The organism is Staphylococcus equorum, assembly GCF_029024965.1.
GTDB lineage: Bacteria > Bacillota > Bacilli > Staphylococcales > Staphylococcaceae > Staphylococcus > Staphylococcus equorum.
Genome location: NZ_CP118982.1, coordinates 2,310,313 through 2,335,352, shown reverse-complemented (window position 1 = coordinate 2,335,352; position 25,040 = coordinate 2,310,313). Strand labels below are relative to the sequence as shown.

General features: G+C 30.3%; 23 protein-coding genes and 2 pseudogenes. 20 read left to right on the top strand and 5 right to left on the bottom strand.

Annotated elements, in window-relative coordinates; translation table 11 throughout:
• Positions 1–245 precede the first annotated feature (245 nt).
• From PYW44_RS11425 to PYW44_RS11410, 3 genes are all read left to right on the top strand, one after another.
• The gene (locus PYW44_RS11425) at positions 246–1,322 is read left to right on the top strand and encodes a branched-chain amino acid aminotransferase (RefSeq protein WP_046465042.1); all 1,077 of its coding nucleotides are present in this window, start codon (positions 246–248) and stop codon (positions 1,320–1,322) included.
• 283 nt (positions 1,323–1,605) lie between these two features.
• A complete protein-coding gene (locus PYW44_RS11420; RefSeq protein ID WP_069828364.1) occupies positions 1,606–2,589 on the top strand; it encodes an aldo/keto reductase in 984 nt (327 codons plus the stop codon).
• A gap of 417 nt (positions 2,590–3,006) precedes the next feature.
• On the top strand, positions 3,007–3,747 hold the full coding sequence (locus PYW44_RS11410) for an SGNH/GDSL hydrolase family protein (RefSeq protein ID WP_069813548.1): 741 nt from the start codon (positions 3,007–3,009) through the stop codon (positions 3,745–3,747).
• Between the two features lie 202 nt (positions 3,748–3,949).
• On the opposite strand, the pseudogene PYW44_RS11405 reads toward PYW44_RS11410, so the two are convergent.
• Positions 3,950–4,356 (bottom strand): annotated as a pseudogene (locus tag PYW44_RS11405) (Lrp/AsnC family transcriptional regulator).
• A gap of 115 nt (positions 4,357–4,471) precedes the next feature.
• On the opposite strand from PYW44_RS11405, the gene PYW44_RS11400 reads away from it, so the two are divergent.
• Positions 4,472–5,233, top strand: coding sequence for an MBL fold metallo-hydrolase (locus tag PYW44_RS11400; RefSeq protein WP_115076064.1), 762 nt, complete (start codon positions 4,472–4,474; stop codon positions 5,231–5,233).
• 209 nt (positions 5,234–5,442) lie between these two features.
• Here PYW44_RS11400 and PYW44_RS11395 read toward each other — a convergent pair whose 3' ends face one another.
• Complete coding sequence (locus PYW44_RS11395; protein ID WP_115076063.1) at positions 5,443–5,757, bottom strand: antibiotic biosynthesis monooxygenase family protein; 315 nt, start codon at positions 5,755–5,757, stop codon at positions 5,443–5,445.
• 279 nt (positions 5,758–6,036) lie between these two features.
• Between PYW44_RS11395 and PYW44_RS11390 the strand changes: the two genes are divergently transcribed.
• A complete protein-coding gene (locus tag PYW44_RS11390) occupies positions 6,037–6,645 on the top strand; it encodes an alpha/beta fold hydrolase (protein WP_236593598.1) in 609 nt (202 codons plus the stop codon).
• Between the two features lie 78 nt (positions 6,646–6,723).
• Here the strand turns inward: PYW44_RS11390 and PYW44_RS11385 are convergent, their stop codons facing one another.
• Positions 6,724–7,077 carry a winged helix-turn-helix transcriptional regulator gene (locus PYW44_RS11385; protein WP_056935298.1) on the bottom strand — a complete coding sequence of 118 codons (354 nt, stop codon included), beginning with the start codon at positions 7,075–7,077 and terminating at the stop codon, positions 6,724–6,726.
• Between the two features lie 125 nt (positions 7,078–7,202).
• Between PYW44_RS11385 and PYW44_RS11380 the strand changes: the two genes are divergently transcribed.
• From PYW44_RS11380 to PYW44_RS11335, 10 genes and pseudogenes are all read left to right on the top strand, one after another.
• Entirely contained in the window at positions 7,203–8,168 is a 966-nt protein-coding gene (locus PYW44_RS11380) for an NAD(P)H-dependent flavin oxidoreductase (RefSeq protein ID WP_069813542.1), read from the top strand.
• A gap of 39 nt (positions 8,169–8,207) precedes the next feature.
• On the top strand, positions 8,208–8,414 hold the full coding sequence (locus tag PYW44_RS11375) for a nitroreductase family protein (RefSeq protein WP_069828361.1): 207 nt from the start codon (positions 8,208–8,210) through the stop codon (positions 8,412–8,414).
• A 240-nt stretch (positions 8,415–8,654) separates the two neighbouring features.
• On the top strand, positions 8,655–9,635 hold the full coding sequence (locus tag PYW44_RS11370; protein ID WP_069828401.1) for a ketoacyl-ACP synthase III: 981 nt from the start codon (positions 8,655–8,657) through the stop codon (positions 9,633–9,635).
• Between the two features lie 185 nt (positions 9,636–9,820).
• On the top strand, positions 9,821–10,192 hold the full coding sequence (locus PYW44_RS11365) for a DinB family protein (RefSeq protein ID WP_256092446.1): 372 nt from the start codon (positions 9,821–9,823) through the stop codon (positions 10,190–10,192).
• Positions 10,193–10,441: 249 nt separating this feature from the next.
• Positions 10,442–11,545, top strand: a complete 1,104-nt coding sequence (locus PYW44_RS11360; RefSeq protein ID WP_071665193.1) for a helix-turn-helix domain-containing protein — start codon at positions 10,442–10,444, stop codon at positions 11,543–11,545.
• Positions 11,545–12,375 carry a membrane protein insertase YidC gene (gene yidC, locus PYW44_RS11355; protein ID WP_081359085.1) on the top strand — a complete coding sequence of 277 codons (831 nt, stop codon included), beginning with the start codon at positions 11,545–11,547 and terminating at the stop codon, positions 12,373–12,375. Before PYW44_RS11360 ends, yidC begins: the two co-directional genes overlap by 1 nt.
• Positions 12,376–12,969: 594 nt before the next feature.
• Positions 12,970–13,818: a M23 family metallopeptidase gene (locus tag PYW44_RS11350; protein WP_236593607.1), complete on the top strand. Its 849-nt coding sequence runs from the start codon at positions 12,970–12,972 to the stop codon at positions 13,816–13,818.
• Positions 13,819–13,967: 149 nt separating this feature from the next.
• A complete protein-coding gene (locus PYW44_RS11345) occupies positions 13,968–14,735 on the top strand; it encodes a hypothetical protein (protein ID WP_069828181.1) in 768 nt (255 codons plus the stop codon).
• A 472-nt stretch (positions 14,736–15,207) separates the two neighbouring features.
• On the top strand, positions 15,208–16,008 hold the full coding sequence (locus PYW44_RS11340; RefSeq protein WP_069801728.1) for an ABC transporter permease: 801 nt from the start codon (positions 15,208–15,210) through the stop codon (positions 16,006–16,008).
• 306 nt (positions 16,009–16,314) lie between these two features.
• Positions 16,315–16,979: pseudogene (locus tag PYW44_RS11335) on the top strand (DMT family transporter).
• A gap of 211 nt (positions 16,980–17,190) precedes the next feature.
• On the opposite strand, the gene namA reads toward PYW44_RS11335, so the two are convergent.
• On the bottom strand, positions 17,191–18,225 hold the full coding sequence (namA, locus tag PYW44_RS11330; protein ID WP_107510952.1) for an NADPH dehydrogenase NamA: 1,035 nt from the start codon (positions 18,223–18,225) through the stop codon (positions 17,191–17,193).
• Between the two features lie 121 nt (positions 18,226–18,346).
• Between namA and PYW44_RS11325 the strand changes: the two genes are divergently transcribed.
• From PYW44_RS11325 to PYW44_RS11305, 5 genes are all read left to right on the top strand, one after another.
• Positions 18,347–18,706, top strand: coding sequence for a winged helix-turn-helix transcriptional regulator (locus PYW44_RS11325; protein ID WP_232621036.1), 360 nt, complete (start codon positions 18,347–18,349; stop codon positions 18,704–18,706).
• A 320-nt stretch (positions 18,707–19,026) separates the two neighbouring features.
• Positions 19,027–19,911 carry an AraC family transcriptional regulator gene (locus PYW44_RS11320; RefSeq protein WP_115076061.1) on the top strand — a complete coding sequence of 295 codons (885 nt, stop codon included), beginning with the start codon at positions 19,027–19,029 and terminating at the stop codon, positions 19,909–19,911.
• Positions 19,912–20,047: 136 nt separating this feature from the next.
• Entirely contained in the window at positions 20,048–21,346 is a 1,299-nt protein-coding gene (gene melA, locus PYW44_RS11315; RefSeq protein WP_115076060.1) for an alpha-glucosidase/alpha-galactosidase, read from the top strand.
• Positions 21,347–21,433: 87 nt separating this feature from the next.
• On the top strand, positions 21,434–22,807 hold the full coding sequence (gene melB / locus PYW44_RS11310) for a melibiose:sodium transporter MelB (protein ID WP_107510956.1): 1,374 nt from the start codon (positions 21,434–21,436) through the stop codon (positions 22,805–22,807).
• Between the two features lie 297 nt (positions 22,808–23,104).
• Entirely contained in the window at positions 23,105–23,842 is a 738-nt protein-coding gene (locus tag PYW44_RS11305) for an SDR family oxidoreductase (protein ID WP_031867995.1), read from the top strand.
• 184 nt (positions 23,843–24,026) lie between these two features.
• On the opposite strand, the gene PYW44_RS11300 is transcribed toward PYW44_RS11305, so the two are convergent.
• Positions 24,027–24,998 carry an oxidoreductase gene (locus tag PYW44_RS11300; protein WP_057511684.1) on the bottom strand — a complete coding sequence of 324 codons (972 nt, stop codon included), beginning with the start codon at positions 24,996–24,998 and terminating at the stop codon, positions 24,027–24,029.
• Positions 24,999–25,040 lie beyond the last annotated feature (42 nt).

The window sequence follows — 25,040 nt, the reverse complement described above, 5'->3', positions numbered from 1 at the left end:
AAGAGTAGACCCAAATCTCTGCCATTTTTTAAAACAAAAATTATTCATCAATATTTGCATAGGTATTGTTGATATACGAGTGCTTTATAGACATATTGGGATATTATTAATCACAAAATACTTTTGAAAGTAAGTAGTGTGCATTTTTAGTATATTTTAAATTATTTGAAAATTATTGAACAGTGCCCTGTGGATTGGTATAATTTAAAGTAATACTCAAGGAAATAACATTAGGAGGAAAAATCATGTCAGAAAAAATTGAATTTGTACAACGAGAAACACTTAAAGAAAAACCGGATCCAAGTGGTTTAGGTTTTGGGAAATATTTTACAGATTATATGTTAAGTTTCGACTACGATATTGATCAAGGATGGCATGATTTAAAGATTGTGCCTTATGGTCCAATTGAACTTTCTCCAGCAGCTCAAGCACTTCATTATGGGCAAGCTGTATTTGAAGGCTTAAAAGCATATAAACATGATGGCGAAGTTGATTTGTTCCGTCCATCTGAGAACTTTAAACGTATTAATAACTCTTTATCTCGTTTAGATATGCCGAAAGTTGATGAAGAAGTTGTATTAGAAGGTCTAAAACAATTAGTAGATATCGAACGTGACTGGGTACCAGAGGGTGAAGGTCAATCACTTTACATACGACCATACGTTTTCGCGACTGAAGGTATATTAGGCGTACGTCCTTCATACTCTTATAAATTACTTATCATTTTATCACCATCAGGCTCTTATTATGGTGGCGAGTCATTAAGCCCAACTAAGATTTACGTAGAAGATGAATATGTACGTGCCGTTCGTGGTGGCGTAGGTCACGCTAAAGTCGCAGGTAACTATGCGGCAAGTTTATTAGCACAAACAAATGCTTCTGCACAAGGTTATGACCAAGTACTTTGGTTAGATGGTGTAGAGCAAAAATATGTAGAAGAAGTAGGTAGTATGAACATCTTCTTCGTAGAGAATGGCAAACTTGTAACACCAGAATTAAACGGTAGTATTTTACCTGGTATTACACGTAAAACAGTCATTGAATTAGCTGGCAATTTAGGCTATGAAGTAGAAGAACGTCGTGTATCGATTGATGAATTGATTGAATCACATAATAAAGGTGAGTTAACTGAAGTATTCGGTACAGGTACTGCAGCAGTCATTTCTCCAGTAGGCCAATTGAAATATGGCGAAACTGAAATTGTAATTAATAACAATGAAACTGGTAAAATCACGCAAGATTTATATAACAACTACACTGGTATCCAAAGTGGTAAACTTGAAGACCCACAAGGTTGGAGAGTCGTTGTACCAAGATATTAATAAATAACCAAAAGGCGCTTCTTTTAAAAGAAGCGCCTTTTGTATTTTATATATCTAGTAATTCAAATTATATTGTCTGTTTTTCAAAATTTAATGTATCATACTTTAAAAAATACAATATAACTTTAATTTATACAAAGATATAAAATAATAGTTAATGCTTATTACTTTTACTAATAAAGGGTAAAGAACATGTGTAAAACATAGAATTATACAAAAATGAAATTAAGCATATAAATAGAGATGGTGAACTATTTTTTTATTTTAAGGGGAGGAAAATTTTATGAAATATCGCGAGTTAGGTAATACAGGTATGATGATCAGTGAAGTTAGTTTTGGTACATGGGCAATAGGTGGTGCATGGGGTGAAACAAATGATGAAGATGCATTAAGTGCTTTAGAATATGCAATTGATCAAGGCGTGAATTTCTTTGATACAGCTGATGTTTATGGAGATGGTCATAGTGAAGAATTATTAGCTAAGGCGACTGCTGGCAAAGAAGATGAAATTTATATTGCAACAAAATTCTGTCGACAAGGGGATATTGCTGACCCACAAAATTATAGTTATGAAACGGTAAAGTCATACTGTGAAGATAGTCTTCGTCGATTAAACAGAGATACAATTGATTTGTTTCAAATCCATTGCCCTGCTACTGAAATTTTAAAAGAGGGTAGTGTCTTTGACGTATTAGACCAATTAAAAGAAGAAGGTCTCATAAGACATTATGGGGTGAGTGTTGAGTCAGTTGAAGAAGGTTTAATATGTTTAGAATATCCTAATGTAGCAAGCTTGCAGGTTATTTTTAATATGTTCCGCCAAAAACCATTAGAGGAATTAATTCCTAAAGCGTACCAACAAGGTGTAGGCATCATTACAAGAGTGCCACTTGCAAGTGGATTGTTGACAGGAAAATTTACAACGAAAACTCAATTTGCTGAAGACGATCATCGTAAATTTAATGAAAATGGCGAAGCTTTTAATGTAGGTGAAACATTTTCTGGACTAGGTTTTCAAAAAGGGGTCGAATTATCTGATCAACTAACATGGATTAAAGAAGGTCGTCCTTCCATGGCAAATGCAGCATTAAGATGGATTTTAGATGCTAAAGAAATATCTTGTATTAATCCAGGGTTTAGAAATGTGACACAAGTGAAACAAAATTTAGAGGCATTAGATACTAAATCTTTCACAGAGGACGAAAATTTAAAAATTAAAAACTTTTACAAAGAAAAAGTCAAAGATGCTATCATGGGTATTTATTAATAAAGTAAATTGCCAAAATAACTGCACAGGGTTCATATGTATAAGCTAAACTAGATAAAAAATGCAAGAGTGCTTGATATTAACGCTACTTGTGTAGGATATACATATGGTCTTAATATAGCGAATGGATTTATTATTTTTGTACAAAATAAAAAGTATGAGTTATTGGTGCAGAAACAGGGTCGGAAATTACTGACTACTGAGACCGGTATAAGTGTATATTATTTGGTGATGTAAACGGACTCCAATGAGTGGCAGTAAAACAAAGACACTTTCGCTGAATTCATCTTAAAATGAATTTATGCGGAGGTGTTTTTTTCTACGAAGAAAGTAGCTAGTGCATTCAGCAGAAATTAACGACAAAGTAATAAAAAAGGAAATTCAAGAACAATAGCAGGAAAAATAGCAGGCATATAGATGAATAAACTCAGAACAATTTTGCAGACGACAGGCACATTAATCTCTTTAATCAAAAATACACCGAATATAATTAAAGGTAACAAAGATGAATTTGGACCAAATGAAAGTTATTTAGATAAAAACAGTAATTTGAATAATAAAAGAATATTGTTTTTAGGTTCTTCAATTACTTATGGTGCTGCAGCTAAAGGTAATTCATTTGTAGCATTTTTAAATAAAGAATATGGTGTGGATACAATTAAAGAAGCTCAATCAGGTACAACACTAGCTGGTAAACAAAAATCAAGTTATGTAGAAAGATTAAAAAGCAATGTTTCTGCAGATAACAAATTAGATGCCTTTGTATGTCAGTTATCTACAAATGACGCAAGATTCAACAAGCCTATAGGATCAATTAGTGACTCTTATAGTATTAATGATTTTGATACGGAAACAATCATAGGTGCCATCGAATTTATTATTTCATATATTAAAGAAAATTGGGATTGTCCTATTGTATTTTATACTTGTATACGTGATAAAGACCCTTATTATGAATTTTTGATTAACAAACTATTAGAAATAAAAAATAAATGGGATATCCATATTATTGATGTATGGGGAGACAAAATAATAAACAAACTAGCTAAAGATGATAAAACGATGATGGCAGATGATGCCCATCCAACACAAAAGGGTTACCGATATTTGTATACACCAATATTCTCTGAAAAGCTTAATGATATATTAAATGATTAAGTGATTTCTATAAAAATAGAACTTCCTTTTTGCTAATGATTTTTTAACTTAAAGTTTACGAGACACAAAAAAGCCCCTCCAAAGATTTCACTTTTTAAGTGTCTACTTTGAAGGGAACATAATAGAAAAAAGCAGTCTCTTCTTAACATGTCTACTTATAATTATTGAGAATAAAAAAATAAAACTTAAATATTTGTATAACTTATAGAACAGTAGAAATATTATAGTTAGCGAAAACATTTAGGTCTTCTAAAAATGTATTCAAATGCTTATTATTAGGGAATCGACATTCTAATAAATAACATCCGTCGCCTATTATTTTATAATTGTGTAGGATATAGCTACTTTTTGTATCGACAAATTCTAAAAAGGGTAGGTGTGATATTTTATTCATGTAAATATTTATAAAAGCGTGGATAGCACAATCTAAACTTTCTTGGTTTACTTGAATTGTGTAGTTCTGAATAACACCATCACTTTCTAATTTAGAGACTCTTGTATTTACAGCTTGACCAGTTAAATTCACTTTTTACCCAAGTCTTTCATTGTGATTTTTGCATTTTGTTGTAGCTCATTAATAATCATCTTATCAGTATTGTCTATAGTCATATTAGTTACTCCTTTTTCAAATATCAATTAAATACGATAAAACTCTTTCACTAAGTTATGTATTGTTGATACTTATACCATTAGAATAAAAGTATCACATAAAGGAGGAATTGTAATGAATATAACTCATGTAAGAAATGCGACACTTATTGTTGAATACGCAGATAAAAAATTTCTAATAGATCCAATGTTGGGAGAAAAAGGATCATTCCCACCATTTCCAAATGCACCTAGAGATAATCAAAATAATCCTTTAGTTGAATTACCTATGTCAATAAATGAAATCATTACAGGTGTAGATGCAGTCATTTTGACCCATTTACATTTAGATCATTTCGATGAAGCGTCTCAAAAATCATTACCTATAGATATTAAAATTTACACACAGAACAGTGAAGACGCTGAAGAAGTAAAAAATGTTGGGTTCACAGATGTTGAAGCTTTAGAAGATACAAATCAAATCGGAGATATTCAAGTGATTAAAACATCAGGTCAACACGGTCGTGGTGATATAGTGAAAATTGCAGGTAAAGTGTGTGGTTTGATATTTCAACATGATAATGAAAAATCATTATACATTGCTGGGGATACAGTTTGGTATGAAGAAGTTGAAAAAACTTTAAGAACTTTTAACCCTGAAATCATAGTTGTTAATAGTGGAGATAACCAATTTAATGAAGGCGGTTCGTTGGTTATGGATGAAAATGATATTTATGAAGTTGCTAAATTAATGCCATCATCTGAGATCATCGTTGTTCATATGGAAGCTGTAAATCATTGGAACCTTTCAAGAGAGTATTTAAAGCAATTCGCAAAAGAAAAACAATTTTCTTCACAACTTAAAGTACCAAACGATGGGGATAAATATACTTTTTAAATAATGAAAATTAAATATAAGATAGTTTCTACTATACGTAGTAAGTGATTACTAGAAATTAATACGGATATAGAAAGCACTTCATATTTATTTCTGAACAGTTAATAAAGCACTATACTAATACTACAGAATCTGGTCCTAAGAAAAACGTGCAAAAAATGCCGACACAGTCAGAAACTGTGTCTCTTATGATAATTATTGATTATATTTTATATATCTATTAACTCAAATTGTTTTATTTGTTTTTCAATACTTGTAGGTTTAGTATTTTCTTTTGCTTCCTTGCGCATATTTTTATGTTCTTCAACATGTGCTGGACGTGACACCCATGCTTGGAAATCCTTTTTTTCATTCCATTTCGATAAGATAGAGTATGAAATTTTAGATTTTGTTTCGTTTTTCCAAATTTCTACGTCTATTAAACCATCATATCCTGAAAAATCATCTTTAGCATGGCTTACTTTGTTGTCCAAAATCGCTCTATCTTCTAAAGAAGCTGTAAAATTGGCTTGTGCTATGAACATATATTTCATTCCTCCTTAACGCTATTGACTAAATTTTAGCAAAAATAAAAAGTTAAAACATATGAAATGCATTAAATTAATATTCTGAGATTTATTCAACCAAAGTGTCTTTGCTTTATTCCCGCTAAGTAGGGCAAATATTGAATGAATCACTTAAAGTAGAGCACCCAAACATTGTTTTAGGGTGCTATTTATTTTTGTGGATTTTTAGATGAAATTGTACGTTACGATAGAAGATGCAATTCTAGAAGTACTGGAGATTTTAATGCAGATCTTGATGTGTCACAAGAGGCTAGAGATGCCCTTGCTATCGTTCGTGCTATGAAAATTGAAAAAGTATTGTTATTTGCGAACAGTGGTGGGGCCGCTATTGGTTTGAAACTCATTGAAGATTATCCGGAGGTTATTGCTGGTGAGTTTTTACATGAACCAGCGATTATGAAAGTTTTACCAGATGCTGAGAAGTGGGATGAATATGTTGATTTCGTTTATAACACTTATAAAGAAAAGGGACCTTTTGCTGCAATGAAAGAATTCAGTAACTCACTTGTTGGTTTTAATCCTGCAGGAAGCGAAAACGATGTAATTGATGATAAAGATGGGATGATTGCAAACTCGCTTGAATATTTTTTTGCACACGAATATGCCCATATTTCGAGTGAAACACCAGATTTAGAAAAAATAAAAAAAGACAATTTGCCCCTCGTATTTATGGCTGGCGCAGACAGTAAAGATGCTTATTATGCGAGAACAGCTCGGGTACTTGCTGAAAAGCTAGATAAACCTTATGTTACTGTACCAGGGAACCACGTTTCATTCACAACAAAGAAAAAATATGAGATGGTAGAAGCATTGAGAGATGTTTTAAATAACACAATATTAAAATAGAAAAGTTTAAAAAAAGTTCTTTTTTGACACAACCCCTCTTAATATAAAATTGAGAGGGGACACCTTTATTAGGCGGGGTTAAATGTCTCCGTATTCTCTACCATAGGCTTCCATCATATCTATAATTGGCATGAGAGCTTTACCTTTGTTTGTTAAACTATACACAACTTTAGGCGGGACTTCTGCATAAACGGTTCTATTAATAAGACCATCATTTTCTAATTCTTTAAGTTGTTTCGTTAAGGAACCTTGAGAAATACTTGTTAAAAATTTCTTTATCTCTCCAAATCTATAATCACTTTCTTTTAAATACCATATAATTAAATTTTTATAACGACCTGATAAAATATTCTGGGTATAAGCGATACCATATACATCTCGATGTTCTTCTATAACATTTTCATCAAAACCATAATTACATATTTTAACCATATAAATCCCTCCATATCACAATAGTACGATTTTTAATACTATGTCATTATTTATTGCCTACTTCAATAATGGTTCTATTCATATTAATATACTACATATGATATTTATTGAAAAGGAGTAACATAATGAAAAACAGAGTGACTGAAATATTTAATATAGAAAAACCGATTATTCAAGGACCTTTGAATTCATTAACAACCCCTAAATTTATTGCCTCTGTAAGTGAAGCAGGTGGCTTAGGAATAATGGGACCTAATGCTGGTGATGCTAGAGTGACACGTTCGCCAGTTGAAACGACGGAGCGTATGAGAAAAGAAATTAAAAAAATTAAGCAACTCACAAATAAACCTTTTGCCTCAACAATTATGGTAAGTGAAGATCTTACTTACGTTGCGTATATTGTTGATATGCTTATTGAAGAAAAGGTACCAGTTGTATTGATCAATGGACTATTAGATGAAGAAATTTTTACTAAGTTAAAAGATAATAATATGAAAATTATATTCCGACCAATTACGCCAACAACTGAAAATGCGAAAGCTGCTGAAGCAATGGGTGCAGATGTATTTGTAGCAACTGGATTTGACGAGGGAGGAACAGTACCAGAACGTGTGATTGGCACTTTTTCCATTGTACCGATGATAGCAGATGTAATTAATATTCCAGTTATTGCTGCTGGAGGCATTGGTGATGTGAGAGGTGTTAGAGCTTCCTTTAGCTTAGGTGCTGAAGGGGTATATGTGGGTAGTGTCCTTATACCTACTTATGAAAACCCAGCTGCTGAAAATGTAAAACAGTACATTGTTGATTCAAAAGCTGAAGATTTAATTCTTTTCAGAACACTTCCAGCTTATTATCGTTCGCTACCAGGTAAATTAGCAAAAGAATTAGAAGTCATGGATAAAGAAGGCGCAACCAATGAAGAACTTGGACAACATATGGGTGCTGGAAGAAATATGAGACTTGGTATGGTTGAAGGAGATACAGAAAATGGTTATGTTTCTGTGGGTACGGGTATCAGTCCTATCAAATCTATCCGAAGTGTAAAAGAAGTTATTGATGATTTAATGCAAGATTTTAAACCACACTGATGCGTTCTTTATTATATAAATGAGAAGAGGAGTATTATCATGAATGAAACAATAAACTTATTAAAAAATCATAGTTCGATAAGAAATTTTGAAAATAAAGCGATACCTGAGGAACAAATTAATGAAATATTTGAAGCTGCAAACCAAACTTCTTCTTTCAGTTTGTTGCAAGCTGTAACTATTATTCGCGTGACTGATAAATCCATACGCAAAAAAATAATGAAGCATGGATTATTAGAAAATTAATAGATTATATTTTTAACAAAAAGTGCACAGAAATTGATAATAATTGAGACGCATTTTAATTTTGAAACGTTTAAACACTTCTTTTATAAAGAAGTGTTTTTTTATGATAAATAGTCCTTTTTAAATGTAGATAATCAATAAATGAATGGAAAAAGTATTTAATTTTATAAACAAAAATAGTAGTATTAATAATATAAAATATTATAATTAAATAAAAATTAAATGGAAGGGTTTGTTTAGATGCGTTCACTTGCCAAAATAACTGCACAAGGTTCATATGTACCAGAAAAAGTTATGAATAATCAAGATTTTGAAAAAATTGTAGAGACTTCAGATGAATGGATACAACAAAGAACTGGCATTGTAGAAAGAAGAATTACAAATGAAGATGAGTATACAAGTGACATCAGCTATAAAGCAATTCTTGATCTACAAGAGAAATATCAAGTGGATTTAAAAGATGTAGATATGATTGTAAATGCAACATTAACGCCAGATTATAAAACGCCAAGTGTCGCATCTTACGTGCAAGCTAAACTAGGTTTGAAGAATGCAGGCGCACTAGATATTAACGCTGCATGTGCTGGATTTGCATATGGGCTTAATATAGCAAATGGACTCATTACTTCTGGACAAAATAAAAAAGTATTGGTTATCGGGTCAGAAACATTATCAAAAATTACTGACTACACGGATCGTAATACGTGTATATTATTTGGTGATGGGGCTGGTGCTTTTTTAGTAGAATATAGTGAAGAAGAAACAAGTTTTATAGCAAGTAGTGCTGGATCAGATGGTGATAAAGGACATAACTTATATTGCTCAGAATTGTCTGATGCAATGTTTGATGAGGATTTAGAAAATCCAGGTTATATTGTTCAAAATGGTCGCGGTGTTTATAAATGGGCAGTTGGTAATGTCCCAAAAATTATTGATGAGACTCTAAATAAAGCAGATCTCAATAAAGATGATTTAGATTGGTTTGCCCCACATAGTGCTAATGCTAGAATGATAGAATCAATTTGTGATAAAGCTGGTATAGAAAAAGATAAAGCGTTAATGAGCCTTAAATACTATGGCAATACTTCGTCTGCCACGATTCCTCTATCTATAGACTTAGCAGTTAAAGAGAATAAATTAAAAAAAGGCGATTTAATTCTATTAGTTGGGTTCGGCGGTGGTTTAGCTTACGCATCCACTTTAATCAGATGGACTATCTAGAGGTGACTCTCATAATGGATTTATAACGATGCGATAAAAATTTTAGATTATTATTTAAGTAGGAGATTACTATGAATCATAATGAATATGAATGGGTAAAGCAAACGCGTCAGATATTGCTAGACCAATGTAGAGACTTACAAGAAGATGAGCTTACAAAAGTATTTGAATTTGGTTTTTAGAGCATCAGAGATTCTTTAGTGCATGTTGCAGGATGTTACCATGCTTGGCTCGGATCTTTTGTGCTTTCCGAAGTCTCTTCACCATTAATCACCAAAGAAGTCATTGAAACTATGGATATAGAAGATATACAGCACTATTTTAATCAAGCTGATTTATATGTTGATAGAGTTCTTGAGCAATTCACCGGAAAAATAGATGAAACGATTGAAAAAGAACTTTCATGGAAAATGAATAGTGGACTAGTGAGAAAAACACCACAACAATTATTTATTCATTCAATTACACATGAATTTCATCATAAGGAACAAATTGTAGCAATGTTACGCTTGCTTGGTTACACTTCTGACAATACAGATATACTAGGTTTAAATTAACTTTGATCTATTAAATTATTATTATTATATTAGATCATTATTGATACACACCATGATTTTAAAATATACTTTGATAATCATAATATATGAGATATTTTGTTAAAAGTTTATCTCCTTCTCTATTAAAAGAGAAGGGGTTTTTAGCATCATAAAGTTTCTTATATAGAAACTTTATTTCTGTAAGTTGTTATATGGGAAATATACCTTCTATGGATTTTCTAGTATCATTAAATACAAGAGGTGTTATTAATGATCCAAATAGCAAAGACAATTAAAAAAGAACGATTAAGACGAGGAATGACCCAAGAAGCATTAGCTGAATATCTTAATACGACGAAAACAACTATTTCCAAATGGGAAAACGCATCACTTTATCCTGATATTACAATGCTTCCTAAATTAGCAAAAGTATTTAATATTTCAGTTGATGATTTGCTCGATTATAGTACTACAATGACTGATGAAGAAATTAAAAAAATATCTATATCACTATCTAAAATGATTAATCACACAAGTTATCCTGAATATTTAGCTACTGTGAGAGAATATTATATTACGCATTGTAATGAATTTAAATTTCTAAATTCGTTATTAGGCATTTTATTAAACAATATTTTATATTGCGAAAATGAATTGCAACTAAAGGAAACAGCCTCACTAACACATGAAATTATTAAGACTACAGAGGATAATTCAGACTCAATTCATTTAAAAAAACATGCACAAGGATACAAAACATTGCTATATATGTTTGAAGGTGATTACTCTTCTGTTATAGAAAACACACCAGATTTTGATTTGAAAATCGGAGAAAATGCGACATTAGCCATAGCTTATTTGCAAAAAGATAATATTTCAAAAGCTAAAAATGTAATCCAAACGGATATGTATCAATCTTTAATGATTTTCATGCATGATTTTGCTTTGATGCTTTCACGTGACTTACATTCTGTTTCTATAGAATCGTTAGAATTGAAACTTTACCATTTAAATCAAGCTTTTAACGTGGATTACTTATACCCACATCTAAGTATTAATTGTTATTATCAATTCGCCTTATATTACGTCGAGAAGTCTGATAGTCGTGCTATTGATTATTTAAAAAATTACTGCAAATGCTTTGATTATTTAGTCAGTGATTTTGTATATCAAAAAGATGATTTCTTTAATGAAATTGATGAATGGTTAGATACACTACCCCTAGGAGAACGATTACCAGCTAATTACGAAAATACTTTGAGTGTTATGTATTCACTAGTTTCGGAAAACGAGCACTTTAATACTTTAGAAAATTTTAAATATATAAAGAAAGATTTGCTTAGAATTTATAACAAAAAGGATGAATCTAATTGATACATAAGAAAAAGATAATGCTATTACTATTAACATCATTAATCACTTTATCCGGTTGTGATTATTCAAAATCAGAAAATAAAGATGGTTTTTTCTATAGTACATTTGCAGTACCTATGGATAATCTTTTACATTGGTTAGGTTCAATATTTGATAATAACTATGGTTTATCAATCATTACAATCGTACTGATTGTTAGACTCATCATGTTGCCATTTATGTTAGCTCAATCTAAAAATGGACATTTCATGCGTAAGAAGATGGATATCGTAAAACCAGAAATGACTAAAATACAAGAAAAAATTAAAAATGCCAACACTCAAGAAGACAAAATGACTGCAAATCAAGAAATGATGCAAAAATATAAAGCTTATGGCATGAATCCTATGAAAACGATGCTTGGATGCCTACCTTTACTTATACAAATGCCCGTCTTATTTGGGCTATATGTTTCACTAAAATGGCCCTCAAGTGGTGGTTTAACCGAGCATGCCAATTTTCTTTGGTTTAATTTAACACAGCCTGATATTTGGATTACTATAATCGCTGGTATTCTATACATCATCCAACCACTAATAAATCTTGAAAACATGCCAAAAGAACAACGTTCGATGGGTTACATGATGGCAATCATCTCTCCAATATTTATCATGTATATATCAATCACATCAGCTTCCGCCTTGGGATTGTATTGGACAATTAATGCTGCATTTTTAATCGTTCAAATGTTCTTTTCGAATAAGTATTATTCTAAATTAGCGAAAGAAGAAGCTAATCAGTTAGAGAAAAAAATTCAAAGTAACAAAACAGTGATTAAAGATTCTTTATAGTTCAATTAGATAGTATTTAATAAAATAAAAATAATTTAAGGAAGATGATTTTACTATGAGTGTTTTCTATTTTATAGGTTCAGCTATTTTTTTATTTTTTATTCTTTGGGTTACTATAAATTCTGAAAAAGATAAAAAATAGTATCTTAATAACGAACATTAAAAATATCAATGATAGTGTGTTTCAATAATTTAATGCTAAAAACCTTCAGAAAAAGAACAAGTAAATTTATCTAATAATTTACCAAAATCCACTGCACAATCCTATATAAATATTTTGAATGGTATAGAAAATTATACTCATAATAAGAAAAGCCAAAAAATATTATATAATCTTTTAACTATAGATACACATTCAGGTAATAATGTTCTTGGAAAGAATGGTTATACTATAAACATTAGTAACAAGGCTATCACAACTGAACAAGGTAAAAATAAATACACAATTGTTTTATTAACAAGTAAACAAAATAGCTATGAACACGAGAAAATAGAAAAAATATAGATTTTTTTATTGATGACATACTAAATAATAAGTATAGATTAATAGATAAATAACATTAAACGTTAGAGGGGTTTTATAAATTGAATGATGTGTCTAATAACATTATATATAATATTGAAAAAAAAGATTATAAAAAATTGTACAATTTTTTTAATGACAATCTTAAGAATAATATAAAAAAAAGAACTGTAAAAAAAATATTGAACTCTTACGTAAAAAGAAATACTGAACATTACTTGTACAAAAAAATAGATTTACAATTTTCTACGCAATATGTGTTTTTTGATAAATCATATCAAGGAGGAATGAGCTTCACACTTAATTCAGATAATTTAATTGAATATATTCTCTTTAAGCCTTTTAATATCGAGGACAATGGTAAAGATACTCAACTTCAATATTCGATGCCTATAGATAAAACATGGTTTGTTGTTTGGGGGGGGCATAATGAATTACTGAATTATCATTATCCTTACATAAATCAACGATATGCATATGATTTGGTTATAAGAAAAGATGACAGAAGTTATATAGGAAACGGTGGGGATAACAATGATTATTTTGCATTTAATCAAAAGATCTTCTCCCCACAAGAAGGAGTCATAGTGGACATCCAAAATAATGAAAGGGATAATATACCTGGTGAAATGACAAAAAAAAATCCATTAGGCAATTATGTTGTTATTCGGCATATGGAAAACGAATATAGCCTAATAGCGCATTTTAAAAACCAATCTATAATAGTAGAGCCAGGAGATATAGTAAAAAAGGGGCAATTATTAGGAAATTGTGGGAATTCAGGAAATTCTACAGAGCCACATATACATTTTCAGTTGATGGACAGCCCAACCTTATTTAATGATTGTCGTTCTCTTAAGATTAATTTTTCTAGCGCAGATATACCAATACAAGGTGATTTAGTAAACTGGAATAGTTAAAACAAATAACAAAAACACATACATATTATGTATGTGTTTTTGTTATCATTATATAGATTATATAAGTAATTTTTATTTTAGAATTATTTATCAAAGGAGGCTTTTTTGCGGAGTTTTAAATTTAATAAAACATAAAAGGAGTCACTATAATGGAAGTATTAAAAGCATTAGGTGCAATAGTGCCTATAGGCACTACCATATATTTTATTATTAAAGGAACTATGAAATATCTTAAAGATAATCCAGAAAGTAAACTAAGAATATATGGACAAAGTATAATAGGGAGTTTTGCTTCTTATATGGTGGTTAATATTATTGCACTAATTTACTATTATTTTATAATTCTAAATTCCTCATATGATAGCAAATTATTGGAACTTATATCAATATTGATAGTTGCAACAGCAGGAATAATAACATCTGTGCTATTTTTATTTAAAGATTGGTATAAGCGTAAAAATGCATTTATCATAGCAGAAGATAATAAGTTATTTGAAAAAGATCGAAAGCATTTCAATCAATATGCTAAGACTATCAGTGAAATTATTGCATACGATTATATTAATGGGTCGTTAAATTGTAAAGTAAAAATAAATGAAATTAACAAAAAACGTAGTAACAAACATCGTTTGCATAAAGAGGCAACTATATACAATATTTTAAGTATAATTACTTCGTTTGCATTCCCATTATTAGCTTTAAATATGTTTTTATTAATATATGACCAAAATAAAAATGATTTTACTATTTCCGTCACTATCATATCAATAATATTTATGTTTATTAATAGCTTTGTAATTTATTTTGACTATAAATTACAATATGGTATTGTTGATCAAACGGATACAATGTTAAAAAAGCATGATAAAAAATATAGAAAAATAGTAAAAAAACAAGATAAGAAAAAAATAGCGTAGAGGTTCTTATATTTATATGAGAACCTCTTTTTTGTATTATTTACTTCTGTAGAAATATTACTAATTTTTTGCCTTCTTCTAACATTTCTACAACTCATTTTGTACCTCTAGAGCCTACCCTAATCGAACCATTATCGATGCTAGTAAAACAGTATTTCTGTATGTATGATTAGAGTATTAAAAATGTTCTTTATTATTACGATAAATTCGATATTCTTTACTTACATTTTGAATATTAACAGCGATACTCATTTTTTTACCTACCTATTATTTATTTTATATATTTAAATAGTTGTGTCTTTTATTAAGTTATTGTAAAGTTTAGTAATGCTAAAAAACATGCTTAGAGAATTTAAAAATAATCATTATAAACGATGTATATTTTCATTAAAATTATATTTAAAATTAAATATATCAACATTTAATTTATTTGTAAAATCAACGTTATAGTTAGAAAGAGTGATATGTTTAAATGAATTCAATATGGTTTGTATTAAAAGAACAATTGAAAAATTTATATTTAATAAGAAGATTAGCCGAATTTCAATTAAGAATTTCTAACAAAAAGAACTATTTAGGAATGGCTTGGGAATTAATTAACCCTACTATGCAAATTGCGGTTTTTTGGTTTATTTTTGGTTTAGCTCTAAGAAGTAATAAGATAATGGAGGGCGTCCCATTTATATATTGGCTCATTGTTGGGATCAGTATGTGGTTTTTCGTAAATGAAGGTGTCCTAGAAGGTAGTAAGTCCATTACTACAAAATTTAATCAAGTAGCTAAAATGAATTTCCCACTTTCTATTATTCCTAGTTATGTCGTTTTTAGTAAGTTCTATGGCCATATTTTTCTACTAGTGATTGTTATGGGTGTTTGTTTCATTGGGGGATATAGGCCCTCTATATATACTTTACAATTATTTATATACTTATTTTATGCGTTAGTTTTAACCAACGCTATAGCGTTATTAGCCTCAACATTAAGTATGTTAATTAGAGACATACATTTAATTCTACAAGCTTTAATGAGGATGATATTTTTCGTTTCTTCTATACTCTATTTACCAAATAATCAAATAGTTGGAACAGTCATGCAATTTAATCCTATATATTTTTTAGCTGGAGGATATAGGGCAGCCATATTGCATCACGAATGGTATTTTATTACGCATTGGGAACTAGCATTATACAATGTTTTCCTATTTGTTATAATCTTTAGTTTAGGATCAATATTACATATGCGCTTTAGAGATAGATTTGCCGATTATATGTAATAAAATGGTTTGAAACTAATGTACCGACTCCAAAAATACGCATTGGAATTAATATCTTTTTAAAGGTTTGTTTCCTCTTTAAATTTAGAAAGTAACTCTTTATTTGAAATATATAATTCTAGTTCCTATAATCATTCTTATTTAGACAATATTTAATTTTGAAACGATTAAAAGACTCCTTATTGAATAGGGAGTCTTTTTTAATATATCTTCTGATAATCGTCAATTATGTAAATTAACATCCATTAATAAAATAAATTTTGAAACTATTAAGGGCCTCTATATTAATATTTTACAGGTGATCAAATGATAAATAAAAATAAGCAACATTTGCAAGGTATAATACTAGCAATTATCGGAGCCTCATTTTGGGGATTAGGCGGCACAGTATCGGATTTCTTATTTCAACAAAGGCATATTGACGTAAATTGGTATGTCACGACTAAGCAACTCATCAGTGGCGTATTTCTTTTAACAATATTTAAAATAATGAATAAACAACGATCATTATTTAGTATTTTTATAAGTAAATATAGTTTGCTTGAATTGTTAATCTTTTCAATATTTGGAATGTTAATCGTCAATATTCATATATGGCTTCTATTAATTATGGTAATGCAGCAGTAGCTACTTTATTGCAGTATATAGCACCTGTTTATATTATTTTATGGTGTGTCATTAGAGGAAAAGAAACATTTAAATGGTTTGATTTTACAACGCTTGATGTCCCAACTAGTTTATATTTAGTTTTTGGTATTATTGCGGGAACTGCAATAGCTTTTCTTTTCTTTATTAAAAGCTTAAATTATTTAACTGCTAAAGAAACTACGTTATTTGGAACGATTGAACCTGTAATGGCTATTATTTCCAGCTCGACATGGCTTAATGTTACATTTTTATCTTATCAATTATTAGGTATTATACTTATCATTATTTTAATTTTATTGCTATCATTCAAAAAAGCTTCTTAAAATATGAAGAAATTTAATCGGGCATTAGTAGTTATATTGCTGATTATATGAATAAAGGATACGTTCCAAAATTTGGTGTCCTAACACTAATTGAGTACAGTAGAGTATTTTAGAAATTAAGTTTCATGTACTAATATTTTCATGAGATAAGTTTAAAACCCTAAGACTAAGTGTCTTAGGGTTTTAAACTTATATAGTATTTATTAATATATTAGTGACTTAACCATCTTGATCCATACCTTGTATATTGAATGGGAGCGTCAATAGTAACATTTAATTCTTCTGCAGCTTGGCGCGGCCAAAATGGATTCTTAAGAATTTCACGTCCTACAAAAATTAAGTCTGCACGATTATTTTTAAGAATTTCTTCAGCTTGTCTGCCTGTTGTAATTAATCCTACAGCTCCTGTTGGAACACCTACTACGTTTTTGATTTTATCAGCAGCTGGGACTTGATAATTAGGATAACTATCTACTTTAACTGGAGCAATTCCTCCCGAACTGCAGTCTATTAAATCAATACCTTGTTCTTTCATTAGTTTAGCGTATTCAATATAAGTTTCATTTGTATTTCCATCTTTATGATAATCTGTCGCTGAAATACGAACAAATAAAGGACCTTGCCATACCTCTTTGACTGTATCTATAATTTCTTTAATAATTCGATACCTTTTTTCAAAACTTCCTCCATATTCATCATTTCTATGATTCGATAGTGGAGATAAAAATTCGTTTAATAAATATCCATGAGCACAATGGATTTCAAGAACATCAAAATTAGCTTCTTTTGCGCGCTGTGCAGCCTCTTTATACTCTGAAATAAGGCAATTAATATCTTCTTTGTTCATTTCTAAAGGCGTTTTTTTATCTTCATTAAATGGTATTGCAGATGGAGCTATTAAATCTACACCTTCTTTTTTAGCAAGTCTTCCAGCATGCCCTATTTGAGCACCCACTTTACTGCCAAAACTTTGTATTTGTTCTACAAGTTCACTCAATCCTTTAACATGTTTATCATCCCATATCCCCAAATCTCCTGGACCAACTAAACCATCTGGATCCACAATGAGAGTTTCAAGGAATATAAGACCAGCTTGACCTAACGCTCTCGATGTATAATGTGTTAAATGGAAATTTTTCACCTCGCCTTCTTCGTCAGAACTATGCATACTCATTGGTGACATAACTATTCTATTTTTAAATTCTGTATTTTTAATCTTAAAAGTTGAAAATAATTTATTCGTCAATATAATCTCCTCCTATATTTATTTGATAAATATATTTTATGACTTATAATTCATTTATGTAAGTACGCACATATTTGTTATGTAGTATCAAGAAGTATACTGATTATTGGAGGAATTTAGATTGAAAAAAACTAATTGTCCTAATCCTGATGCATGTCCTGTATCAACGACTGTTAATATAATTGGTGGTAAGTGGAAAGGTCTTATTATTTACCACTTAATTAAAACACATCGCTTTAATGAATTACGCCGTTTAATGCCTGATGTTACACAACGAATGTTAACTTTACAGCTTAGAGAACTCGAAAAAGATGGTATTATTAATCGTAAAGTTTACCATCAGGTCCCTCCAAAAGTTGAATACTCATTAACAGAATTAGGTGAGACACTTAAACCTATTATAATGATGATGAGAAAGTGGGGGGAGGACTATGAAAAATTACATCATGAAAAAAATATGGATAAACAAGAGAATCTTTAATAAGTAACAATAATTTAAAATAAGGGGGTATTTTCATTTTTTACCGTTTACTTTGATAGTAGTTGTTTAAAAGGATCTTCTTCCAAATATAATAACTATTCTTGGAAATTTGTTGAAAGTATATGTTTAATTATATATAGTCATCATTTTATTATTATTAAAATAAAATTTGATTTTGAAACAATTAAGAGGTTCTTTACGGAAAAAGAGCCTCTTTTAATACGTCTTTTGATAATAATGGGTTATGTTAATGATTGGACCTTATTTATAATGTTGATTAACATATTTATAGGTCAATATTCAAAGGTGGAGGAATAGTTATGGAAAAAAATTTTGATTATAATTCTTATGGTTTTATATTTAAAGGCGAGTATCAAAACAGTGTTGCAGGACTAAATGCCATTGGCTATGAACTTCAACAGACTCACGATTATCAGTGGAATGGTCTGAATAGAGGAGAAAAAGATATTTTTATTTTCCAATATACTTTGAAAGGACGTGGCGCTATTAGAGTTGATAATCAAACCACATATTTAGAATCTGGCGATGCTTTCTTTGTACATGTCCCAAGTAATCATAAATATTATTTACCTCAGGATTCAAATGAATGGGAGTTTCTATATTTTACTATATATGGTGATGTTGCTAATCAATTATTCCATCAAGTTACAGACACACATGGTCACATTTTCGAAATTTCTTTACATGCAGAACCTATTCAATACATATTAGAAACACTCGAAAAAATAAAAACACTTGGTATTAACCACGGATATATCGCCTCTGCTTATGCCTATACTTTTATCATGAAATGTTTGGAACATTTTGAACATGGCTGTCAACAATCTAACAATTACCCACTTCCTATCGTTAAAGCAATTCAATTTATTGAAGAAAATTATAGAGAGGATATTACTTTGGATGATATCGTTGTGATTTCTAATTTATCTAAATACCATTTTACTAGGCAATTTAGAAAATACGTCAACCACACACCAATTAGTTATTTAACAAATATAAGAATTAACAATGCACTTCCCTTTCTTTCTACAAATACTAAAAGTGTAGAATGGATTGCTCAAGAAGTCGGTTTTCAATCTAGTAATTACTTTAGTAAAGTGTTCAAAAAGATTATAGGTGTATCACCAAATAGGTATAGGAAAGATACAATAACGATGTCAGTTAATAAAATATTTACTGACTAAAAGAGCAACATATTACTCTTTTTAGAAATATTTACGATTGAATTTTTAGAAAATTACAACTAATCTAAATATAAGCTATAGCCAGTTTAATGATTTTATAAATATCTAAAAATTATCTATTTAGGAGGAGTATTTGATGAACAAAATCACTTTTTTAGGTGCAGGTAGTACTGTTTTTGCTAAGAATGTTTTAGGAGATTGTATGACAGTAGAAGCTTTACAAGATTTTGAATTTGCATTATTTGATATAGATGAAGAACGTTTGAAAGATTCTGAAATGATGTTAAACAATCTAAAAAAAGGTATGAATGCTACCGTTAAAGTACGTTCATATCGCAATCGTAAAGAAGCATTAAGAGGAGCAAAATATGTCATAAATGCTATACAAGTCGGAGGCTATGATCCAGCAACAATTACTGATTTCGAGGTTCCAAAAAATTATGGCTTACGTCAAACGATTGCAGACACGCTCGGGATTGGTGGTATTTTCCGTAATTTGAGAACAATACCTGTGATGCAAGATTTTGCAAAAGATATAAAAGAAGTTTGTCCAAATGCTTGGTTTTTAAATTATACAAATCCTATGGCTGTATTAACAAATATCATGTTAAAAGAAGGTATAAAAACTGTTGGCCTTTGTCATAGTGTTCAAGTTTGTGCGAGTGATCTGTTAGAGTCATTGGAACTTCCTACAGATCGTATACATTCAAAAATTGCTGGTATCAATCACATGGCGTGGTTACTAGAAATTACTCGTGATGGAAAAGATTTATATCCAGAAATTAAAGCACGTGCAAAAGAAAAACAAAAAACAATACACAATGATATGGTACGTTTTGAATTACTTAATAAATTTGGTTATTACGTTACAGAATCCTCAGAACATAATGCCGAGTATCATCCATATTTTATTAAAAGCCAATATCCTGAATTAATTGAAAAGTATAATATTCCCCTAGATGAATATCCAAGACGTTGTGTAAATCAAATCGAAGAGTGGCAAGATATGCGTGATGATATTGTAAACGACCAAAATTTAACACATGAGCGTTCACACGAATATGGCTCCTATATTATCGAAGCTATGGAAACAAATAAACCGTATAAAATTGGTGGGAATGTTTTGAATACGGGAGGATTAATTAGTAATTTACCAAAAAATGCAGTTGTGGAAGTGCCTTGCTTAGTCGATACTAGCGGTGTAACTCCAACTTATATTGGAGAACTACCAGAACAACTTGCTGCGCTTAATCGTACAAATATTAACACTCAGTTATTAACTATTGAAGCCGCATTGACTCAAAAGAAAGATAAAATTTATCAAGCAGCAATGTTAGACCCACATACGGCTTCCGAATTATCTATAGAAGATATAATTTCATTATGTGATGATTTAATTGAAGTACATGGAGCTTGGTTACCTGCCTATGAATAAAGTATAAGTCAAAGTAATTAACAAATAAAAATTCACACACTTTTTTGTAAGCGCTTTAAAAATGTGTGGATTAAAGGGGGACTTTTTTTGAAAAGACAGGTAACCCGTAAAGCAAAATACTCGTTTGGTATTGGCGCATTTGGTAAAGATTTAGTTGTTGGGCTAACAGGTACGTTTTTAATGTTTTATTTTACGGATGTATTAGGTATTGCAGCTAGTTTTGTAGGCACATTATTTTTCGCTGCCCGTATATGGGATGCTGTAAATGATCCTGTGATGGGTATGATTGTAGATAAAACCAAAACTAAATGGGGGAAATTCAGGCCTTGGTTAGTTATTGGTACATTATTAAATGCTATTATAACTATTATCATATTCACAAATTTTGGTTTAACCGGGACGAGCTTATATGTGTTTGTGTCAGTCTTATATATATTATGGGGTATGACATATACAATGATGGATGTGCCTTATTGGTCATGGTTACCGAACTTAACTAATGATCCTATCGAGCGAGAAGAAGTTTCTATTATCCCTAGAGTATTTGCAAGTTTCGCTAATCTACTTGTTGGTACCCTCGGATTAACTGCTGTCTTATATTTCGACAATATATTCGGAAATGGTGATCAATCTGCTGGTTTCTTTATAATAACAGTTATAATTGCAGTTATATTTATAATTGCAATATCTATTACTGTAAGAAATGTATATGAAGCTCCAACTAACATAGAAACAGGTATTACATTACGTTTTAAAGATATTTGGAGAATTTTATTTACAAACAAAGAGTTACTTGCATACATTGGTGTTCTAGTTACATTTTTCTTGAGTATTCAAATTTTAGGTAATGTAGCTATATATTACTTTAGTTATGTTGCTGAATCTAAAGCTTTATTTGCTCTTTATAACGGAATGGGCTTCATGGAAATTATCGCATTATTACTATTCCCTAAAGTTTCAAAATGGCTAACGAGAGAACAAGTTTTCCCAATCGCAACTATATCATTATCAGCAGGATTAATCATACTTTTATTTGCGAGTTATGTAGCTCCTACTGCTGCAATCCCTGTAATTATTGGGACTGCTTTTGTTAAAATAGGTACAGGATTTATCATGGGGGTTATAACTGTGTCTATAGCAGATGTTATAGATTATAGTGAAATGAAATTTGGCCAAAGAAACGAAAGTGTGATTACATCTACACAAACCTTTTTAATGAAAACAGCTATGGCAGTTGCCGCTTTATTGACAGGTTGGGGGTTAGAAATTTTTGGCTATCAACCTGGCCAGATACAAAGTGATTACACTAAGAATGGATTGCGTTTTGTGATGATTGCATTACCGATTATAAGCGTTATTGCAAGTTATATTATTTATAAATTCAGTTATAATCTAAAAGGTGCTTATATTAAAGATGTGGTAAATGTATTAAACATTAGAAAAAAAGAAAATAATTCATAAAATAATTCTTAGTAAGATAAAATTTTATTTTGAAACAATAAAAAGACTCCTTTTGAATAAGGAGTCTCTTTTAGCGTACTTTTATTATAAACAAGATTATTGCTTTAATTTTCTAATGGGTTCCTTATATAGACAGTATTTGATTTTAAGAATGATGCTCTTTTAATATGTCTTTTTATAACGAATTTTTATGTTAATGCAATGAGATTATATTTATTACAAATTTAAAACAGTTCGTTTTACTAATGAATATAATTAATACTATACTAGTTCTTCGTAACATAAGGAGGTAATATAATGAATAATGTAAAAGGTAAAGTAGTAGTTATAACTGGAGCATCTAGTGGTATCGGTGAAGAAACAGCAAGTCTACTCGCTGAAAATGGAGCTAAACTTGTTTTAGGTGCAAGACGTATCGATAAGTTAGAAGAAATCCAACAAAAAATTGGTGATAATGTGAGTATACAAAAAACAGATGTCACTAATGCAGAGGATGTTAATACATTAATTGAAACAGCATATAATGATTTTGGACGTGTAGATGTTTTAATTAACAATGCTGGTCTTATGCCTCAATCTTTCTTAGATAAAAACAAACAAGATGAATGGAATCAAATGATAGATGTTAACATAAAAGGTGTATTATATGGAATCGGTGCTGCCTTACCTTATATGAGAAAACAAAATTCAGGACATATTATTAACTTGGCTTCTGTAGCAGGTCATGCAGTATTCCCAGGAAGCGCTGTCTATAGTGGAACAAAATATGCGGTAAGAGCTATAACAGAAGGGTTAAGACAAGAAGAAGCAACAGTAGGTTCAAAGATTAGAACTACTATACTTTCTCCGGGAGCTATTGATACTGAATTAACAGATCATATTAGTGATAAAGAGATTAAAAAAGGCGTAGACGAATTATATGAAGATGCAATTAAACCAGATGCTATTGCAAGAGCAATTAGCTATGCAATTAATGAACCTGAAAATGCGTCTGTTAACGAATTTATTATTCGTCCAAGTAATCAAATTCTATAATTAGAAAATATTTAATATGAAATAGCAGAACTAGTAAATAATCTAGTATGTTTTTAAGAGTAAATATATATTATCATTTTGAATATTATATAAAATAGGCTATTTTAACTAAATAAAAAGTAAGGAAGGGCTCTACAATTAGATGTTTTGTAGAGCCCTTCCTATTGTGAACTATTTCAAAAAATTACACTTTTAAAATAGTCCTACCTAAATGTTGTCCTTTTAAAAGCTGATCTATCGTTTTATAAAATTCTTCAAATCCAATTTCATTATATAGAAGTGAATTTCCTATATTCCATTCGTTCGCTAACTTACTCCATATATCTTCACGTATATTATGTTCAACATATACAGAATCAATACCAATTAATTTAACACCCCTAAGAATAAACGGTAAAATATTAGCGTTAAGTGAATTTCCTGCTACATTTCCACATACGGTAGCAACACCTTGATAATTTAGACGTTTTAAACCGTATAATGTTACATTACCACCTACTGTATCTAAGAAATAATCAAAAGTGCCTTTTTTAAGTGGTTTGTTATCATCTTCAATTATTATCGCTTGTTTTGCGCCTAAATCATTTGCTATTTCTATTTGTTTCTCTTTTCTTACGATAGCAGTAATATTTTCATATCCAATTTTACGTAAAATTTGTATAGCAACACTGCCCACACCACCTGTAGCACCAGACACTAAAATTTCAGGTTGTGCTTCTATATTCATTCCTTGTTTTTCTAATTCAAAAATGGATAATGCTGCGGTAAAACCGGCTGTACCGTATACCATAGATTCTTTAATAGACATCTCTTGGGGTAGTGGAATAATCCATTCTCCTGGCACCCGGGCATACTCTGAGAATCCGCCCGTATGTGTCATACCAACGTCGTAACCCGTAACTAAAACATTATCGCCTTCTTTAAACTTTTCATTCGAACTTGATTCAACAATACCAGAAAAATCTATACCAGGAATCATAGGATAATCTCTAATTACGCCGCCTTTATATTGCAAACCGAGCATATCCTTATAATTTATAGAAGAGTACTCCACTTTTACTAATACATCCCCCTCCGATAAATGAGATTCATCAACGGTTTCTACTTTATAACTAACGTTTGATTTACTGTTTTTCACTACTAGCGCATTGAACATTTATTAGCCTTCTTTCATAATAATTTTGGCATAATATATTTT

Coding starts and splice junctions, on each gene's coding strand:
- PYW44_RS11380 (WP_069813542.1), top strand. CDS start 7,203: ATGAAAAACAGAGTGACTGAAATATTTAATATAGAAAAACCGATTATT.
- PYW44_RS11425 (WP_046465042.1), top strand. CDS start 246: ATGTCAGAAAAAATTGAATTTGTACAACGAGAAACACTTAAAGAAAAA.
- PYW44_RS11420 (WP_069828364.1), top strand. CDS start 1,606: ATGAAATATCGCGAGTTAGGTAATACAGGTATGATGATCAGTGAAGTT.
- PYW44_RS11305 (WP_031867995.1), top strand. CDS start 23,105: ATGAATAATGTAAAAGGTAAAGTAGTAGTTATAACTGGAGCATCTAGT.
- PYW44_RS11340 (WP_069801728.1), top strand. CDS start 15,208: ATGAATTCAATATGGTTTGTATTAAAAGAACAATTGAAAAATTTATAT.
- PYW44_RS11320 (WP_115076061.1), top strand. CDS start 19,027: ATGGAAAAAAATTTTGATTATAATTCTTATGGTTTTATATTTAAAGGC.
- PYW44_RS11300 (WP_057511684.1), bottom strand. CDS start 24,998: ATGTTCAATGCGCTAGTAGTGAAAAACAGTAAATCAAACGTTAGTTAT.
- PYW44_RS11410 (WP_069813548.1), top strand. CDS start 3,007: ATGAATAAACTCAGAACAATTTTGCAGACGACAGGCACATTAATCTCT.
- PYW44_RS11370 (WP_069828401.1), top strand. CDS start 8,655: ATGCGTTCACTTGCCAAAATAACTGCACAAGGTTCATATGTACCAGAA.
- PYW44_RS11345 (WP_069828181.1), top strand. CDS start 13,968: ATGGAAGTATTAAAAGCATTAGGTGCAATAGTGCCTATAGGCACTACC.
- PYW44_RS11400 (WP_115076064.1), top strand. CDS start 4,472: ATGAATATAACTCATGTAAGAAATGCGACACTTATTGTTGAATACGCA.
- PYW44_RS11375 (WP_069828361.1), top strand. CDS start 8,208: ATGAATGAAACAATAAACTTATTAAAAAATCATAGTTCGATAAGAAAT.
- PYW44_RS11395 (WP_115076063.1), bottom strand. CDS start 5,757: ATGTTCATAGCACAAGCCAATTTTACAGCTTCTTTAGAAGATAGAGCG.
- PYW44_RS11360 (WP_071665193.1), top strand. CDS start 10,442: ATGATCCAAATAGCAAAGACAATTAAAAAAGAACGATTAAGACGAGGA.
- PYW44_RS11385 (WP_056935298.1), bottom strand. CDS start 7,077: ATGGTTAAAATATGTAATTATGGTTTTGATGAAAATGTTATAGAAGAA.
- melA (WP_115076060.1), top strand. CDS start 20,048: ATGAACAAAATCACTTTTTTAGGTGCAGGTAGTACTGTTTTTGCTAAG.